This is a genomic window from Thermotalea metallivorans (genome assembly GCF_001562415.1).
GTDB classification, from domain to species: domain Bacteria; phylum Bacillota; class Clostridia; order Peptostreptococcales; family Thermotaleaceae; genus Thermotalea; species Thermotalea metallivorans.
This window is the reverse complement of sequence record NZ_LOEE01000078.1, coordinates 1-18228: the sequence shown is the minus strand read 5'-3', so window position 1 is coordinate 18228 and position 18228 is coordinate 1. Positions and strand designations below refer to the sequence as shown.

Below are 18228 nucleotides of genomic sequence, written 5' to 3'. Positions count from 1 at the left end.
GTAGCCCTTGTAGCCGTAATGCACAAGCTTCTCCATTATATCTTTGCGGTTCTCCGTGATGAAAAGCCATTCGTGCTTAGGAGCCCTGAAGATCATCAATCATGGAGAAATGATAAAAATTCACGCCCAAGCATCGTTGCTTAGGTTGATACAACTCAAATCTTTTTAAAAGCCATTGTTCGGCTTTCATCAATGGTTAGCTTTGCTGTACCCTTTTTAGAAAAATCATTTTCTTTAAAAAAACTTGAATTTAACTATTGACTTTTATTAGCTGGTCTTCAAACGGATAAATCGCTTTGTATTGCATTAAAAAGCAATACTGCAAAGTAATATGCTGTTCTATATAACATTACGCCCACCATTAGAAATTCTCAATCTCGATATACAATCGTCGTAAACATCCCCCCGCTTGGACTGGTTAGATTATTGCTCATGTGGTGGGGGATGTGGCAGTGGAAAGGCCAAATGCCGGGGTTATTCGCTTTAAATTCAATATCCCATGTTTCACCAGAAGCGACAAGAATAGTACTTTTCAGCAGTCTGTTACCCACAGGGATTGAATTTCCATCAGCAGCAGTCACATAATACTGGTGTCCGTGAATATGGATAGGATGCGCCCCTTCCTGGATGTTTCCTAATCTGATTCGCACATTGTCACCATATTTGACATGCAACGGTGTTGTATATGGGAAGCTTCGCCCATTCATCGTAAAGAAATTAAAGGTATGGGCGTATGGATCAATATCATATATGCCCGGTTTAACTTCATGAGGTTGTAAGCCTTTCACGTGGAATTCTTGCAGCATAATAAAGTAATCTCGCTGTATATCGCTTTTATGTTCATCAGGCTCTAAAATAATAAACCCTCCTCCCAGTCCCATCATCTCCTGCTTTGCCGCAATATGGTGTGTATGGTACATATGAGTACCGGGAGGATTAATAATTTTAAAATGGTAGTCAAAGTAGTGGTTAGGTTGAATTGCAGGTGATGGCTGAACGTCAGGTACACCGTCCATAACATTAGGTACATCTAAACCATGCCAATGAACACTGGTGGCTTCAGGAAGCCTGTTATATACTCTTATATTGACATAATCACCCGGGTAGACTTGGATTGTCGGCCCTGGAATGCTGCCATTATATCCCCACCCTTTTATATAGAGCCCTGGTAATAATTCCCTGATAACCGGCTCAGCAACTAATTCAAAACATTTTACACCCTTTCGCATTATAAAAGGGAGATTAGGCACATCAGGAGTAATAACCATAGAAAACGCTCCTTTATCTTTATTTTTTTAATAACAATATATACTTATAAGGTTAAATATGTGAGAAAGTATTGAATGAATAATTTTCCGGCAAATGCACAATATACTATAGAATACTTAAACTATCCATTTCAGAGAGGTTTTTATGCTATGGAAAAAATACTTCATACCCTATCCAGTACATTGCATATTCTGGCTGCCGTAACCTGGATCGGCAGCATGATATACAGCGAATTTGCCGTTAAGCCAGCACTGAATAATTTAGGAGATATGAAGGCTCATGGGGTAAATGGCATCGCAATGAAAAAATTTTCTAATCTTACATGAGCCAGTCTAGTTATCCTCATACTTACAGGAATTTATGCAATCTATAGCGAGAAAGATAAGTTGACTCCATTTTTTGAAGCATCTTCAAGCATTGTCCTATTTGTTAAGCTTATTTTGGTAGCAGTCATGATACTTATTTTATTTCTTCAGGTATTCGTATATGGTCCTAAAATGCAAGGCCTTATCAGTCCATCTACACCGCAAAATCAGGAAAATCAAATGAAAATGACAAAAGTCTCGAACGTTGCCGAAGTTCTATCGAAAACCCACTTATATATGGGCATTATCATTATTATCCTTGCGGTTATTCTTTCAGGACTACTTGAAAAATAGCTATCAATGGTAATCGTTTAGGAGGTGCCGCTTTGGACTGGAATTCATTTTGGGAAGGCAGCAAGGATTTATCCACCTTTGCACTGGCCATCAGAGCAATTATTCTCTATATCGCATTAATTATTGCAACTCGATTGATGGGGCATCGTCAAGTAGGAATTTTATCAGGTCACAACTATTTGGTAGCTGCCGGCATTGTCAGCTTGGCTGCGATTCGAATGTTAAATCCTGAGTCTTCCCTTACTTCTGGAATCGTCATTGTTTTTGTATATGCTTTTGTAAATATCTTTTTGTCTTATTTGGATATAAAATGGCCTAAGACCATTGACCGAAAACCGACAATCCTTATGAAGGATGGAATCATACACAGAAAAAATATGCTTGATTGCCATGTAACAATAGATAATCTATTAGGACAATTAAGACTAAAAGGAGCCCATAATCTATCAGAAATTGATACCATTGTATTGGAACCCTATGGGAAAATCAGTGTTATTAAGAAGCCTGAAGCCTTACCCCTCACACGAAAACAAATGAACTTACCGCCGAAAATGGTAGCATTGCCGACAATTCTTATTTATGATGGAAAGATTGATGAAAAAAATCTTCATGCCATAGGATTAGATCATGAGTGGCTAATGACAAAATTAAGAGAAAAGGGCATTGCCAATCCAAAAGATATATTTTTAGCTATGCTTGAATCGGACGGAACAGTTTATATAAGTATATAGGAAAGAAGGGATCTCATGGAAATTTTAAAAGATATATTTGGATCCGCTGAAAAAATTGGTCCCTTTATATTCGCTTTACGAAGCATTGCCGTGGGAATTTTGTTGTACATAGAAGGGAAAGTTTTACCCCACAGGTCTGGAGGGCAATTTGCAGGATATGATTTTGCATTTTTCTGGATGATGGGTGGAATCACAGCAGCTCCGCTATTTGAAGCAAAAATAAGTTTTATTAATACTGCTGCCATAATTGCTGTTATATACCTTCTCCACTATCTCATATCCTATATTGCCGTAAAAAATAGGACTTTCGCTAAGGTTGTGATGGGAAAATCAATACCACTGATATCGGGAGGAAAAATTCTTCGTCCTAATATGGCAAAAGCCTTCTTTCCTTTAGAACTGCTTCTATCGGATATGCGGAACATAGACGCTCCGAATATTGGTGAAGTGGAAGCTGCCATTTTGGAAACCAGTGGACATGTAAGTGTTTTAAAAAAATCCGATTATCAGCCTGTAACACCAAAGGATTTAAATATTCAAACCATAGGTGGTGGTCTTCCTACCCTTCTTATCAATGATGGGAAGGTTGTTGAAGAAAACCTAAAAGAATTGGGATATGATCATGAATGGTTAAAAAATCAGTTGTCTAGAAAAGGCATAACTAATATGGCGGACGTCTATGCAGCAATGATTGATTCTTCCGGGGAACTATATTATTCAGTAATTACCGAAAAATAAGAAATACAAGGAGGTAATATAAAAATGCTTACGGAGCAAGAAATCATGAATAATGCTTTAAAGGAAATGCTATTTCATGAAGAAAGTATGGCAAAAAAATATGCCCACCTTTCTCAGCAGATTCACGATCCTAAACTCAAACAAATGTTAAAGGAAATGGAACAAGGTGCCCGAAATCACTATAATACATTGACACAAACCATGTCAAAATTTTCAATTGTTTAAAGGGAGTGATACACAATGAATACTATGGACTTCCTACAGGATTCTCTACAAAATGAAATGATGCTACAATCTATGTATAATAAATACATGATGGAGATCAGCAATCCAGAGATTCGTCAGCTTTTCACCCAATTAAGAGATGCAAAAATGCAAAATATTACACAGCTGCAGCAGGAAATTAAGAACATGATGAAACAAGGAAAAATGTAATAAACAAAAACTGTGGCATGCAATCACATCATTAAACTTTTAGAGCTAGGGCTTCAGGAGAATTTATCCTGAAGCCCTTCATTTTAAATAAAGTAGGATATTTCATGCTCCACTTTACAAAAATCGCTTCATGAAATTTAACTTGCAAAGTGGTGTCTTTTTTAATAGAGAGAATAATAAATCAAGGTACCGACTGCTCCGATTCCAAAGATTAGCATATATTCAAAAATAGATACCTTTACATAGTCATTGGAAGGTATTTCATTCGCAACCCTTTGTTTTTCACGAATACTTCTGCCCCCAAGAAATGCCGCGATAATGATAAAAAGACTTGTCACATGGGCAATGGTAAAGGGTTGAATGACCATTGGATTGCTTCTAAAGAACTCAACTATTGCCCTATTCATTGAAAATCCCATAATGTATTTGATAAATAGTTCTCCATTATATTTCAGTTTCCCCCTGCTTCTCCAAAGGTAGGTGAAAAGGATGAGGTTCAAAAGCATTTCATATATCTGCACAGGATGCAGTATCTGATTATTGATTTTTACACCCCAAGGGTAAATACGTTCCATGGGTATGCCAAACACATCACAGCCGATCCTTCCAATGGCTTGCCCCATGATGATACCGGGGGCAAAGGCATCGGCTGCTTTCCAAAAGAAAATTTTATTTTTCTTTGTATACCAAAGAGCAAACAAAACGCCTGCAATTAAGCCTCCCTGTATGGATAGGCCGCCATTCCTTATATAGAAGATTTCTATAGGATTTTTTAAATAATATGGAAAGTCAAAGGCTAAAATATAATATGCTCTGGCTCCGATAATGGAAACAATAATGGTATATGTGGCCAAATCCAGCATTTTGTTCTTATCCATTCCCTTGCGCTTCGCTTCCCTCATCATAATCAAAAGCCCTGCAAGCATGCCTGCTACAATTGTCACTCCGAATATATATATGCCAAAATGTCCAATTTTAAATAACTCTTTCAATTTTGTCCCTCCTACATTTATCATGTTGAGAAAGATGTCCAACTGATTTAGGAAAATCTTCCTTCAGAAGACCAGTAAATAGGCTTCGGAAAAACATATAACGGAAGTTGAAAAAACATCCATAATCTCCAAGTCTTTATTATCTCCTATGGGTTATGAAAAGAAGAGAGCTGCCGTTGACAGGCAGCCATGACACTAGTTCAGATATAAATGAATAGATAAACCTATTCTATTCTCATGATCTTTCATAGCCACTATTTATACCCCTAGGGGGTATAAATAGCAAAAATTTTTTTGATCTTCTCCTCTTTTCCTTATAGATTTTCCATCATGCCTGAGCCAGTCCTATGGCAGCTTTTTGCTCCTCCCATTGCATTGTGCATTTGAATCATTGAATCTTTGTCCATGGATTCCATCATATTCGCCATGCTTTCATAGCCATTGCCTCTCATCATTTTAATCATTTTTTGATAATCTTCGTCAGTCAGATTATTCATGAATTGATCCATAGCCGCATAATCCTTATCTGTCATTGCCTTTGCCATGCCTTCCCATCCATTTTCCCTCATTAATTTCAGCATATCTTCATATTGTGCTTTGTCTTGTTCTTTTCCATTACTGTTGCTGGTTGTCCATAGTTTTCTTTCCATATTCAACTTACTCAGTGCATCAGCATCTCCATTCTTTGCATTTGCATAAGCAAGACCTGTAACTGAACCAACAAGCAATACCCCTGAAATTGTTAATAATAGTATACTTTTCCTTTTCATTTGAAAACGCCTCCTTTTTAGGAAAATTATTTGTGTTTCACGGTTTTTGATTGATTGCTCTTTTGATTTACATCACAGCAATCTAGCCTTTGGGTGCCAAAATTTTTCTTATTCGCCTCCTCCAGTTTTTTTAAAAATTTCTGAAACCATTTTTTCATTATATCCTCTCCTCCTTCTTTTGCGTTGGCGATGCATTTCCTCCATGGTGTCCGTGGTGCCCTCCACCGCAGCATCCTCCACCCTTAAACATTCGGTATACGACAAAGCCAATGAGAATGATATACAAAATTCTAATGACCCACAACATAACGATTCACCTCTTTTCTCAAAATGACTAAATATTAAAAGCTGCAGCTAAAATTTGATTTAATGTGAGAATTCCTGCCGTAACACTTACTGTCAATACAAGTAAAATAGAAGATACTATAATCCTTTTTAACCTTTCCATCACTCATTATCCCCTTCTTTGTTTTTGTATACTTATTTTATGCAATATTCGTGCCAACATATTTTAAAACTAAAAATATTTTTGCTATTCTCCACAAAATATTGAATGATATCTTAACCCATTCAAATATAACAGACAAATAAACTTTCTATCTCCTAAATGGGAGAATAAGCACCTGTTCAGTGCTTATCTCTCATTTCTAATGCGATAGTTTTCTTTCAACACGATGCGTCATATACCACAGCTTATTTTTCATTTGCCGCAGCCTATACCCCAATGATCTTCGTCTATAGTGACCTGGCTTTCGTAACACCCGGTATATTTTTCAATATAGCTCTCCCATATCCTCCAAATAAAGTAAATGGGCCCTCTTTTTAAGGACAAACAAGGACAAATTTTTGATTGTGGAGATTCTTCCTAATAATTATATCCAACCCTTTCGGGGATTAAAGAAAATCCTAAATATGTTTTCCACATCTACCGTTCTTCAAAGGGTTAAATAGATATAAAAGCAAATATATTCCTGCCCCTGTATAAATAGCTGCATCAAAACCAAACTTCATGGAGACCATAATGGCCAAGGTTGAACCGATTACCGAAAAGATTCCATTGATTCCCCACATGAATGGAATCATATCCTTGTCGTGATATATCTCCTTTAGCTTCTGAAGCCCTGTAGGGAATGCCACCCCCATCAGCAGCCCCATGGGAAAAATCATGATAAATCCTATCCATGTTTTTTTCATAAAACCAAGGTGATTGGTCATCTCCATCATGTTATCCATGTTGAGCTGGGTAATGGTAATCATAATGGCGATACTCAACAAATAAGCAGAAGAATGGGCAGTAAACTTTCGTCCAATCCGGGTCCCGCTGAATCCACTCCCAATTCCACAGCTTACCAAGATACTAAATAAGACTACACTAAAGGTCATAGACGGATTTCCAAAATATAAATTCATTTTCTGAATCATTGGAATTTCTACAAGCATAAATGCAACCCCAAGCCCCATGAAATAAGTGGATGTCTTCTTGTTCTCCAGTCGGGTTAAGTATTTTTTGTGTATCCCCAACCAGACCAAAAGCCCTCCCAGAAAAACATATAGGATTTCCGTAGGAAAAAATTTTGTATATCTGTAAAAAAAGGGCTTGCTGTCTGTGATGGGCGCGGCGTTAAAAGGAATAGTTTTTACCAATTCCTCAAAATTCATTTTTTTCTCCTTTATCAGCTGATACAATCCATCTTCCCCGCCAGGATAATGAATCATTGCTCGATTTTGTTTTGTGACCTCTGCCTTGATAGTGTTAATTTCCTCTTTTGTAAAAGGCTGCTTCTTAAAAATTACCAAAGGCATACTGATTTCTTCTCTATGCATATTCTGATGCCGCTTATCGGCACCATTAATAATTACAAAATAATCTGTAACCTGTTCCTGGGGGATCCCCTGATCCAGCAAAACTTTGATCCCCGTGTTTACAATTCTTGTCAAATCTAAACTACTATGCATCATAAAACTAAGCTTGCCCTTTTCACTGAGATGTTCAAAATATTTTTGGAAGGCTTCATAGGTGTATATATAGTTTTCTGACAGGGAATAGGCTGTATTTTCAATGGCATTGGTCATAACCATGGAAAGATAGATATTGTCATATCTCTCCTTGCTATTCTCAATAAAATTTCTTCCGTCCTGATTGTGCACTTCTACGCCTGGTCGATGATAGATGTCCCCATTGAAGTCTTTGAAATAATTTACGGCCTCAATGGTAGAAGTGTTAATCTCCACTGCATGGATTTCTTCTGTTCCCCCTAATAAAGCAAACAAAACATCTTTGCCTCCCCCGGAACCGATGACAAGGGCAGTTTCATTCTTGCCAAAGCTGAAAGGAATATAGTTTACATCTTTTTTCAAATACTGAACAGATTTTAAGTCCCCATTGAATTTTATAATTGGGGCAGCACCTCCTCCATCGGTTACAATAATTTTCTCATTTCTATTGGTTGTTTCTATGACGTCGGTTCTAGAAATTGCGTCCCACTTGGTAAAAGAAATCCCTAAGGGTTTTTCATCAGTTTTTTTCAAATATCCAATGATCTTCGTAGAATTAGAATAATAGGCATTAAAATTTTTCTCTATACCTTTGATTACATCCCCTTGTATCAAACCGCTTACCAGCATCAGTAGTCCTATACCCATCGCCATAAGTCTTTTGGTTTCTTTAAAATATTGATAGATCAACATACTGGCCAGTAAGGATAAAATACTGATCACAACCACACTCCCCATGAATCCTAGCCTATTCATCAATGGGATGGCTGCCAAGCTTCCTATGGCTGAGCCCATTAAATCCATCAGATACAGTTTGCTGCTCTTGTTTTCCTTTTCCTGAAATATACATGAGATGATGATGCCTCCCAAACAAAAAGGCACGGCACCAATTATGGCATAAATCGTAAATATAGGCAAAAACGGCAGGAAATATATAAGCCCGATTGCCCAGAGAATACTTATAGGCATCCACATGGCAAATTTAATCAATATCTCTTTTGCACTTCTCCCTTTATTCTCTTTTAACACCTTGTAAACCCAAATCCCGCCCATTCCGCTTCCAAGAATGGAAAAGGAAACTACGAAAAACACCAAATTGAATGTTAAAATTACGGAAAAGAGCCTCGTCAATATGACCTCGTATAACAACAGGGAAAGGCCCATAAAAAACATCGATGAATAAAGACAAACTCTACTTTTTTTCTGAACATTTATCTCTACCATTTGTTTCCTCCTTATACTCATAAATTTTTTACCTTTGCGATAGTATAAACTTTTTGGTATTTCTCGTCCTTATCCAAAATGTATAAAATCATTTCTCCTACTTTTTCTTCAAACGCATGACAGCAGTTGCTGCAATAATATCTTCTCATTCCGATCTTTTCGACGCTTTTATTGTTGCAATGGAGGCAAATCAACTATACCATCTCCTCTCTTTCATTTTTTGCAAATAATATTTGCAATCTATATGCCAACATGAGATTTATCTTGAAATAAATCAATCTTCTCCCATTCTACTCTCCTTCCTGGATCCATCTTCTGTTGTATATCCTTCAAGCCTTGTGGCATATCCGTCACAAGCAAAATCATTTTTCTACATAGCCATAACAATCAAAAAATAAGTACCCTCTTGAGAAGGTACCTACTTTTGTGATTTCTTCTATTATGCCTCAGGAATCATTTCTCCGACCTAATAGTCCCGATATCATGAGTAGTCTTATTAACTGCAACATCGCCATGACGGTAGCCGCCACATAGGTCAGGGCTGCAGCATGAAGCACTTTTTTCACAGGCATTTCCTCTTCTATTGTAATATATCCCCCACCGGACAAAATATTCAAGGCCCTGTTGCTGGCATTATACTCCACCGGCAGCGTTATCAGCTGAAACAATACGGCAAACATAAATACAACTACCCCTAGTTCAGCCAAGGTTTGAGATCCTAGCAGAAGTCCAATGAACAATAGGGGAAAAGCCGCCTGTGATCCGATGGCAGCTAAGGGCACGATCATATTTCTCCATATCAGCATGGTGTAACCCTCAAAATGCTGCAGGGCATGACCTGCCTCATGGGCTGCCACGCCTAGGGCAGCTAAGGAAGTACCGTGATAAATGTCATAAGATAATCTTAATACTTTATTTCGAGGATCATAGTGATCTGTCATGTGTCCTCCGACCAGTTCAACACGCACATCATGAATTCCTTGGCTTCTGAGAATATCCCTGGCCAGTTCCGCCCCGGTCATTCCAATTCGTGCCCGGTATTGGTCATATTTCTGAAATACTCTATGCACCTTTCCTTGAGCATATATCGCCAAAAGGATTGCCGGGATCATTAAAATAAAGGTTGGATCATAGAAAAATGGAAACATCTTTTTGCTCCCTCCTCATTGGAATCACCCTCATACTTTTCCTGTTTGCTATTTTAAAACCTAATTCCCTCTCTGCCCGCCACCGTCTACCGCATTATCGTTGTCTGCCCTTCCATGGCAAGATCCTCCATGTCCCGATTTTCTCATCATAAACATCATCGCAATATGCATTAACGGACATAAAAGAAATGCAAGGGAAGACAAGATGCCTCCTTTGATTCCGAATAAGGGCAACCCTGCAATAATAAGGATTGGCAGTAAACAGCACAGGATCATGAGCAATCCGTGCTTCCATGTTCCCTTAGAATTTTGGTTTCCCTCATCATGACAATTTTGATTTTTTCTATCCATCTTCTCCATATAACTTCCTCCTTCATTTACTTTTTTATCATCTTTTTCAAATTCCCTGCCTTGATTGCTTGGCCCCCTGTATCCCATCCCTTGAATATTTTAATGCAATTTCCGTGCCAAGTTATTTAGGCAAATAAAAAAGGACCGTCGGCAAATAACTTCCCTAGTCCTTCTGTGTATTGAATTCGCTTTTCATTGCATATATTGAACATTGCATCTCATTTTGCAGAACATCCTGTAGGAAATCCTACAACGATTCTGATATTTGCTACATTGGAAATCAATTTGATTCCCTTTTCCTACATATGTTCTACCACATTTCGCACCCATTTCTTCGATATCACCCTAGGCAGGCCGATAGAAGCCTTCAGCAACTCTTCCAGGGAGATCAAAGCATATACCCAATATACCGGCAGTTTCCATAGAATAGCACCTACAAATGCCAGCGGTACTCCCAACAGCCACACGCTTCCCATTTCCAAAAACAATGAAAATTTTGTATCTCCACCGCTTCGCAATATCCCCACGATCAAGATCGTATTGAAGATCCTGGCAGCCATAAACAGCCCCATGAGGATCAATATTCTATGGGCATTTTCATAGACCGTTGGTGATACTTTAAATAACGATAGGATAAAAGGTGATGCCAAAATCAAAACAAAGCCCATGGCAGCCCCTAGTACAGGTCCTAATATGGAAAAAGTAGCTGCATAGGAGATGGCCTTTTTTCTATGGCCTGCTCCAATTTCATTGCCTAGCATAACAGCACAGGAGTTTCCCAGCCCCATGGCAACCACCATGAATACATTCTGCACGGTATTGGAGATCTGTATAGAAGCAATGGCCTCTGTACTAATCCTAGCGTAAGCAATAGAATACATGACCATGCCTAAGGACCAGAAGCCTTCATTCAGAATCACGGGGAGGGCCGTTTGAAACACTTTTGCCATAAACCCCAAGTCTAGGTTCAACATTTCTTTGATTTTCCCCGCCAATACCTCTCCATCTTTATAAATCATTTTCAACATTAAAAACAACTCAATCGATCGGGCGATGAGGGTAGCAAGGGCAGCTCCTCTCAATCCCATTGCCGGGAATCCCATTTTCCCAAAAATCAGCAGATAATTGAGTACCGTATTGGATAATAAAGAAACCGCACTGACCATCATGGGCAGTTTTGCCTTTCCGATACTCCTCGATGCAAACCCGTAGGCAAAGCTTATGGCCGTAATAAAATAACTGAAGGATACAATTCTCAGATACTGGGCTCCCAGCTCAATTACAGTTTTATCCTTTGTGAATATGCTTAAAATAAAACTAGGAACAAAGAAAGCACCAGCGGCAAAGCTAAGACTGATCATACCTCCAGAAATTAAAGCAAGCCCCAGCACCCTGCGAATATTGAATATATCTTTTTTCCCCCAGAATTGGGCAATAAAAATGGCACAGCCGCTATTCACCCCAAAGGTTAGAAGAATAAACAAAAAAAATACTTGATTTGCTAAACCTACGGCTGCAATTTCAGTCTCACCGAGTCTTCCGATCATCACCGTATCCACCATATTTAGGGAAGACGAAATCAGATTTTGCAACGCAATAGGCAAGGCGATCCCCAGCATTGTTTTATAAAAATGTTTGTCTTTTAGATATGTAGGATTCATATGCTTTCTCCTTATTTTGATGTGCTGTTTTTTTCATATAATTATTACGCCAATATAAATATTCGCTTCCCTTATAAATATTCCTTTGAATATACCATAGTTTGTTTTAAAAATCAATATACGCCTTGGTTCTTCTATTAAAATCAAGAAAAGATCAAGAAAAGATTGATTGGATACCATCTTTTCCAGAAAAATCCCCTGGTTATCCGACGATATCCAGGGGATTTTTATAATATCATAAAAAATAGGAAATGTAGTTATACTGATTCGATGGTTATTTCACCATATCTCTAGGGTTCGGAGCCTTGACCACAAAAAACTCAAGGATTTCCTCTGAATGGTTCTGAATATTCATCTTGGTTTGAAAAGGTATATTCAGAATTGTTCCCTGATGATACGTCTTCCCATCCCCGTCATTCAGCTTTATGGTCATGGTTCCCCTGATAATCACCAGGTACACATTGGAGTTTGAATAATGCTCAGGCAACCCCGTATCCTTTGGAAGGACGATGTGGTTGAGCATTAGATTTTCATCATCCACAATAACCTCTATGATCTTTTCATCCTGCATTTTAAAATCATACTTTTTTTCCATTTTTTCATCTTCCTTTCATTTATTATTTGGAATAGGAAACTTGCTGCATGTATCCAATAGAACCCTTAGGACATGCATCTACGCATTGATTACACTGCAAACACATTTTCTTATCAATATGGGGAATAACTTTGGGGCCATTCATTTGAACAGCCTCATCCGGACAGACCTTCTTACAAATCCCACATCTCACGCAGCTGCCTTCATCGATATGCAAAGAACGCCTTGCGAAAGAACCTGTAAAACTCAGAATTGTTCCAAAAGGACATAGATATCGGTGCCACAAAGCTGGAACAAAAAACAATGTTAGACCCGCCCCCAAGATCGTCAACACAGGCAGCACAGGCAGTCTCTTTCCGGATTTTATGGAAAAGATCATAATGCCTATAAACATCATCAGAACAGCATAGCGAAAGATAGGATTTTTCATCCATTTTGGCACTTCTTTTCTTTTCATGTTGAATCGCCCATATAAATTGTCAATTCCTTCTGTCAATGTGTTTATAGGACATAACCAACCACAGTAAAAACGGCCGAAAACAATGGCAGTTGCAGCACTTCCGAAAAATAGAAGACTCCACATGTTCACTCTTTTCATGCCAATTAAAATTATAAATGTTGTCAGAAAAATTCCTTGAACGATTCTTCTGCCCTTCAAAGACATGGCTCCCACACCTCTCCCTTTCCATTATTTTTTATCTTTTCAGAAATCATTATAGCCATATATACCTAAAAAAACTGTAACATTTGTCACTTTTTTAAATTTTTTATCTCCGTTCTCCTTTTCAATTTTTGAGGGTTTCTTGATATAACATATAAAAGTCATGGCCCTTCGCCATCGTTGGACGAAAACGCCATGACTTTTTGCCCTACCGCACCATTTAAATTCTTTCCTTTGCCTCATAATAGGTATGCAGCAATTGGTGGGCCTTTTCCCCATAGGGTTCTCCCAGGTATTCATGATATAATTGCAACACCTCAGAATTTTCATGGGATTTTCTTCTTGGTTTATTGCGATCCTCCTTGTAAATGGCCTCTTGACGCTTTCGGATAATTTCCATATTGCCATGATGGTACGGTTGCCCGCCACCGCCAACACATCCTCCGGGGCATGCCATGATTTCAATGGCATCATAATGGACTTTTCCTTCTCTAATGGCTTCCAGCAGCCGTCGGGCGTTTCCCAATTCATGGGCAATTCCGATTTTTAACACACGATCTCCTACCTTTACCTCCGCCTCACGGATACCCTCTATGCCTCTTAATTGGCTAAATTCCACATTTTCCAAGGTTTCTCCCGTGATCCATTCATAGGCAGTTCGAACTGCTGCTTCAATCACACCGCCGGTAGTACCAAAGATGACGGAAGCACCGGTACTTTCTCCAAGTATTCTGTCAAAATCACTGTCTTCCAAGGTAGCAAAATCAATTCCTGCTTCCTTTAGCATAGCAGCAAATTCCCTTGTGGTTACCACAATATCCACATTGTTATTTTCATCCTTTGTCAGTTCAGGACGTTTTGCCTCCGCTTTTTTGGCAATGCACGGCATCACGGATACAACAACGACTGATTCAGGATCGATACCCATTTTTTCTGCATAATAGGTCTTTGCCACTGCTCCAAACATGATATGGGGAGATTTGCATGTAGATGGAATATCTAGCATATCCGGAAACTGGTGTTCAAAAAATTTTACCCAAGCGGGGCAACAACTTGTCAAAATCGGCAGCCGGCCGTTGTGTTTCAATCGATGTACAAGCTCTGAAGCCTCTTCCATGATTGTCAAATCTGCACCAAAATCCGTGTCAAAAACGCCGTCAAATCCTAATCTTCTCAAGGCAGTAGCCAGTTTCCCTGTGACGATGGTGCCCGGTGCCATGTCAAACATTTCACCCAGAGCCACACGAATGGCTGGTGCTACCTGTGCAATCACATGCTTTTTGGGGTCATTCAGTGCTTTCCAAACCTTATTGGTATGGTTTACCTCTGTCAAGGCTGCCGTCGGACAGACTGCCACACACTGCCCGCAATAGGTGCATGATGATTCCACCATGGGAATGTTAAATGCCGGTCCCACAAAAGCATCAAAACCCCGGTTCATCCCCGATAAAATCCTACAGGTTTGTACATCATTGCACATGGTTTCACATCGTCTGCACATTACACATTTATTGGGATCTTTTACAATGGCGTCACTGCTGGTATCTTTGTCATAGTTCATTTTTTCTCCAACCCATGGTATCTCACGGATACCCAATTCCTTTGCCAATGCCTGCAAATCACATTCGAGATTTTTGGGACAAGTAAAGCATTCATTCGGGTGGTTGGACAGCAAAAGTTCCACTGCCATCCGTCTGGCCACAATGGCCCTTAGTGTATCGGTCCGTATCTTCATTCCCTCTACGGCTTCCGTTGTACAGGCTGGCATTAAATTAGGACGGCCTTCCACTTCTACCATACAGACACGACAGGATGCCCCTTGGTTGACGATTCCGAAATCTTCTAATTTTAAATGGCATAACGTAGGAATATGTATATTGGCAAATTTGGCAGCCTCTAAGATGGTTGTACCCTTTTTTACCTTTAATTCCTGGTGATTGATCCACAATGTAATCATTTCCTTCATTTTTATATTCTCCCTCCCTAAGGCTTAATGACTGCATCAAATTTACAGGCATCGTAGCAAGCCCCGCACTTGATGCATTTTGATTCCTCTATGCTATGGGGTTTTTTTACGGCTCCTGATATGCAATTGACGGGACAAACACGGGCACAGGCAGTACAGCCTACACATTTCTCCGGATTGATCCGATATTTCACAAGGGCTTTGCAACTTCCGGTTTCGCAGTAGTGATCCCTGATATGGGAGATATATTCATGCCTAAAATATTTCATGGTACTTAAGACAGGATTTGGTGCAGTCTGCCCCAGGCCGCACAGGGCACTGTCTTTGATCATATAGGAAAGCTGCTCCAGGTGTTCCATGTCCTCTGCTTCTCCTTTGCCTTCCGTAATTTTCTCCAGGATTTCATACATGCGTTTCGTTCCTACGCGGCAAGGTGTACACTTTCCGCAGGATTCGTCTTGGGTAAATTCAAGGTAAAATTTTGCAATATTTACCATACAATCATCTTCATCCATTACAATCATTCCACCGGAACCCATCATAGATCCGATTGCTTTTAGACTTTCATAGTCAATCGGTGTATCTAAATTTTCTTCCGTTATGACGCCCCCGGAAGGCCCCCCTGTCTGGACAGCCTTAAATTTTTTGTTGTCTTTGATTCCCCCGCCGATATCATAAATAATTTCACGCAAAGTAATGCCCATAGGGACTTCTACCAATCCCACATTATTTACTTTTCCCGCCAAGGCAAAGACTTTTGTTCCTTTACTCTTTTCTGTTCCAATGGATGCAAACCAATCGGCCCCTTTTAAAATGATGGGAGGGATATTGGCAAAAGTCTCTACGTTGTTGACACAGGTAGGCTTGCCGCGATAGCCTGATTCTGCAGGAAAAGGCGGTTTTTTCGTTGGTTCCCCCCTTTTTCCTTCAATAGAATGAATCAGGGCTGTTTCCTCTCCGCAAACAAAGGCACCAGCGCCATATTTTAACTCAATATCAAAGTCAAAACCTATTCCAAATATGTTTTTCCCCAATAGTCCCAGTTCTTTGGCCTGCTGAATCGCAATCTGCAGTCTGTGAATTGCCAGGGGATACTCTGCACGAATATATATATAACCTTTATTGGCCCCAATGGCGTATCCTCCTATGGCCATGGCTTCCAGCACACTATGGGGATCTCCTTCAAGGATGCTCCGATCCATAAAAGCACCGGGATCTCCCTCGTCTGCATTGCAAATGATGTATTTTGGGCTACCGGCAGCTTGCCTTGTCAATTCCCATTTTAGCCCCGTAGAAAATCCTCCGCCGCCCCGCCCCCTCAGGCCGCTTCTTTTCACCAGGGAAATAACATCTGCCGGCTCCATTTCCGTCAACGCCCGCCCTAAGGCTTCATACCCCCCAAAGGCAATGTATTCCTGTATGTCCTCGGGATTGATCAAACCGCAATTCCTCAGAGCAATACGGTATTGCTTTTTATAAAAAGCCATGTCTTTATGTTCCTTGACTTTCCTTTTCTCCATAGGTTCATGGTACAACAATCTTTCCACTCTTCTGCCCTTCATGATATGCTCTTCAATAATCTCCTTGGCATCGCCAGGTTGTACCTGCACATAAAAAACTTCATCTGGATGTATTTTTACAATGGGTCCTTGTCCGCAGAAACCGAAACATCCTGTTTTTACCACTTGTACTTCACCATCATATTGTGTCTCTATTAATAATCGATTCAATTCGTCAATCAATTGATCACTTCCAGAGGAAATGCAGCCTGTGCCGCCGCAAACCATGATATGCGTCCTATAAGTATTCATCTTCCGACCTCCTCAATCCAACAATTTATAAAACTCCGATCCTATGCCCGCTGAAATGTATTGATTAACACAGAATCCTTCAATATATTTCCACCAAGAATATGATGATGGATAATCTCCTTCGCCTTGTTTGAATCCACTTTTCCATAAAGTATAGGCTCTTCTCCTGGAATATTCACTTGTATCACCGGCTCACTATGGCAATACCCCAAGCACCCCACAGGAACAACCCGTATATTTTTTATTTCTCTATGATTGATTTCCTCAATAATTGCATGCAGCGTCTCCCTTGCTCCTGCCGCAATTCCGCAGGTTGCCATCCCCACCAATATTTCAATGATATCCTCCCCATCATCCCCTGATTGCCTCAAATTCACTTTTTTCTGAGCTCCTTCTCGGATTTTTATTAATTCCTCAAGACTCTTAATGGTCATATCCTATACCTCCCTTGTTCGATATTGATCCAGTATCCCATCCAGTTCACTTTCCTGAACACGGCCAAATACTTTATCATCTATCATCAGCACCGGTGCCAAGCCGCAGGCCCCAATACATCTTACATCTTTTAATGTAAACAATTGATCCTTGGTTGTCTCTCCGGTTTTTATCCCCAGCTTTTCCTGAAGCTTATGAAATAGCTTATCGGCACCCTTTACGAAACAGGCTGTTCCCATACATACATTGATGGTGTGCTTTCCTTTTGGTTTGGTAGTAAAATAAGAATAAAAACTGACGACACCAGATACCTCTGCCCCCGAAGCATCCAGCTTCCTGGCAATAAATAACTGGACTTCCCTTGGCAAATAGCCAAATATTTCTTGGGCCTTATGCAGCACTTGAATCAATGAATCTTCCTTTGTCTCTAGCCCATCAATGTACTCTTCCAAAGCATCATACTTCTCTTTTGGCAATGTTTGTCTATCCATGGTCTGGACTTTCGGTCTTGCCTTTGACATATATACACCTTCCCTTCCAGATAACTCTGTTTAAAAATTTTCATATACTTTTTTTGTACCTCTTTTCTAAATTTTCAAACAAATTTTCTTTCATAGGATGTATTCTGGAATTGCAAGAATATTCATAGGACAACTGTAAAATCGAGTAGGAGGTAGATAATTAATTTATCTACCGTCCTCTCACACCACCGGACATACGGTCCCGTATCCGGCGGTTCATCAGGATTAATATCACATAGAAAGCCTTTTAGTTAGAGTAGTGAATC

Annotated in this window: 20 protein-coding genes; 5 read left to right on the top strand and 15 right to left on the bottom strand. The window is 39.6% G+C overall.

The genetic code is table 11. From position 1 onward, the window contains the following. Nucleotides 1–371: 371 nt before the first annotated feature. Nucleotides 372–1268: a multicopper oxidase family protein gene (locus AN619_RS14615; RefSeq protein ID WP_068558010.1), complete on the bottom strand. Its 897-nt coding sequence runs from the start codon at nucleotides 1266–1268 to the stop codon at nucleotides 372–374. 150 nt (nucleotides 1269–1418) lie between these two features. Here AN619_RS14615 and AN619_RS14610 point away from each other — a divergent pair, with 150 nt between their 5' ends. The 5 genes from AN619_RS14610 (at nucleotide 1419) to AN619_RS14585 (ending at nucleotide 3832) form a co-directional block, all read left to right on the top strand. Then, nucleotides 1419–1595 carry a hypothetical protein gene (locus tag AN619_RS14610; RefSeq protein ID WP_157065035.1) on the top strand — a complete coding sequence of 59 codons (177 nt, stop codon included), beginning with the start codon at nucleotides 1419–1421 and terminating at the stop codon, nucleotides 1593–1595. A gap of 365 nt (nucleotides 1596–1960) precedes the next feature. Continuing rightward, nucleotides 1961–2659 carry a DUF421 domain-containing protein gene (locus tag AN619_RS14600; protein WP_083525171.1) on the top strand — a complete coding sequence of 233 codons (699 nt, stop codon included), beginning with the start codon at nucleotides 1961–1963 and terminating at the stop codon, nucleotides 2657–2659. A 15-nt stretch (nucleotides 2660–2674) separates the two neighbouring features. Continuing rightward, entirely contained in the window at nucleotides 2675–3397 is a 723-nt protein-coding gene (locus tag AN619_RS14595) for a YetF domain-containing protein (protein WP_068558006.1), read from the top strand. 24 nt (nucleotides 3398–3421) lie between these two features. Continuing rightward, entirely contained in the window at nucleotides 3422–3622 is a 201-nt protein-coding gene (locus tag AN619_RS14590; RefSeq protein ID WP_068558005.1) for a hypothetical protein, read from the top strand. Nucleotides 3623–3637: 15 nt separating this feature from the next. Beyond that, nucleotides 3638–3832 (top strand): ferritin family protein, encoded by a 195-nt coding sequence (locus AN619_RS14585; protein ID WP_068558004.1) that lies wholly within the window; start codon nucleotides 3638–3640, stop codon nucleotides 3830–3832. A 161-nt stretch (nucleotides 3833–3993) separates the two neighbouring features. Here AN619_RS14585 and lgt read toward each other — a convergent pair whose 3' ends face one another. The 14 genes from lgt to nuoE form a co-directional block, all read right to left on the bottom strand. Beyond that, complete coding sequence (gene lgt / locus AN619_RS14580) at nucleotides 3994–4824, bottom strand: prolipoprotein diacylglyceryl transferase (RefSeq protein ID WP_242867419.1); 831 nt, start codon at nucleotides 4822–4824, stop codon at nucleotides 3994–3996. Between the two features lie 314 nt (nucleotides 4825–5138). Continuing rightward, on the bottom strand, nucleotides 5139–5594 hold the full coding sequence (locus tag AN619_RS14575) for a hypothetical protein (protein WP_068558002.1): 456 nt from the start codon (nucleotides 5592–5594) through the stop codon (nucleotides 5139–5141). Between the two features lie 26 nt (nucleotides 5595–5620). Continuing rightward, entirely contained in the window at nucleotides 5621–5752 is a 132-nt protein-coding gene (locus tag AN619_RS16515; RefSeq protein ID WP_278279909.1) for an LDCC motif putative metal-binding protein, read from the bottom strand. Continuing rightward, nucleotides 5752–5901 (bottom strand): hypothetical protein, encoded by a 150-nt coding sequence (locus AN619_RS16060; RefSeq protein WP_157065034.1) that lies wholly within the window; start codon nucleotides 5899–5901, stop codon nucleotides 5752–5754. Before AN619_RS16060 ends, AN619_RS16515 begins: the two co-directional genes overlap by 1 nt. A gap of 599 nt (nucleotides 5902–6500) precedes the next feature. Beyond that, complete coding sequence (locus AN619_RS14570) at nucleotides 6501–8813, bottom strand: spermine/spermidine synthase domain-containing protein (protein WP_068558001.1); 2313 nt, start codon at nucleotides 8811–8813, stop codon at nucleotides 6501–6503. Between the two features lie 446 nt (nucleotides 8814–9259). Continuing rightward, nucleotides 9260–9961, bottom strand: coding sequence for a zinc metallopeptidase (locus AN619_RS14565; protein ID WP_068558000.1), 702 nt, complete (start codon nucleotides 9959–9961; stop codon nucleotides 9260–9262). A gap of 60 nt (nucleotides 9962–10021) precedes the next feature. After that, on the bottom strand, nucleotides 10022–10321 hold the full coding sequence (locus AN619_RS14560) for a DUF2933 domain-containing protein (protein ID WP_157065033.1): 300 nt from the start codon (nucleotides 10319–10321) through the stop codon (nucleotides 10022–10024). A gap of 290 nt (nucleotides 10322–10611) precedes the next feature. Further along, nucleotides 10612–11973, bottom strand: coding sequence for an MATE family efflux transporter (locus AN619_RS14555; protein WP_068557999.1), 1362 nt, complete (start codon nucleotides 11971–11973; stop codon nucleotides 10612–10614). A 274-nt stretch (nucleotides 11974–12247) separates the two neighbouring features. Continuing rightward, nucleotides 12248–12568, bottom strand: a complete 321-nt coding sequence (locus AN619_RS14550; RefSeq protein ID WP_068557998.1) for a cupin domain-containing protein — start codon at nucleotides 12566–12568, stop codon at nucleotides 12248–12250. Between the two features lie 22 nt (nucleotides 12569–12590). Next, entirely contained in the window at nucleotides 12591–13226 is a 636-nt protein-coding gene (locus AN619_RS14545) for a 4Fe-4S binding protein (protein ID WP_198153329.1), read from the bottom strand. Nucleotides 13227–13449: 223 nt separating this feature from the next. Then, entirely contained in the window at nucleotides 13450–15195 is a 1746-nt protein-coding gene (locus AN619_RS14535; RefSeq protein WP_068557995.1) for an NADH-dependent [FeFe] hydrogenase, group A6, read from the bottom strand. Between the two features lie 17 nt (nucleotides 15196–15212). Beyond that, nucleotides 15213–17006: an NADH-quinone oxidoreductase subunit NuoF gene (gene nuoF / locus AN619_RS14530; RefSeq protein WP_068557994.1), complete on the bottom strand. Its 1794-nt coding sequence runs from the start codon at nucleotides 17004–17006 to the stop codon at nucleotides 15213–15215. 41 nt (nucleotides 17007–17047) lie between these two features. After that, nucleotides 17048–17440 carry a (2Fe-2S) ferredoxin domain-containing protein gene (locus AN619_RS14525; protein ID WP_068557993.1) on the bottom strand — a complete coding sequence of 131 codons (393 nt, stop codon included), beginning with the start codon at nucleotides 17438–17440 and terminating at the stop codon, nucleotides 17048–17050. Nucleotides 17441–17443: 3 nt separating this feature from the next. Next, nucleotides 17444–17962 (bottom strand): NADH-quinone oxidoreductase subunit NuoE, encoded by a 519-nt coding sequence (gene nuoE, locus AN619_RS14520; protein ID WP_068557992.1) that lies wholly within the window; start codon nucleotides 17960–17962, stop codon nucleotides 17444–17446. Nucleotides 17963–18228: the final 266 nt, after the last annotated feature.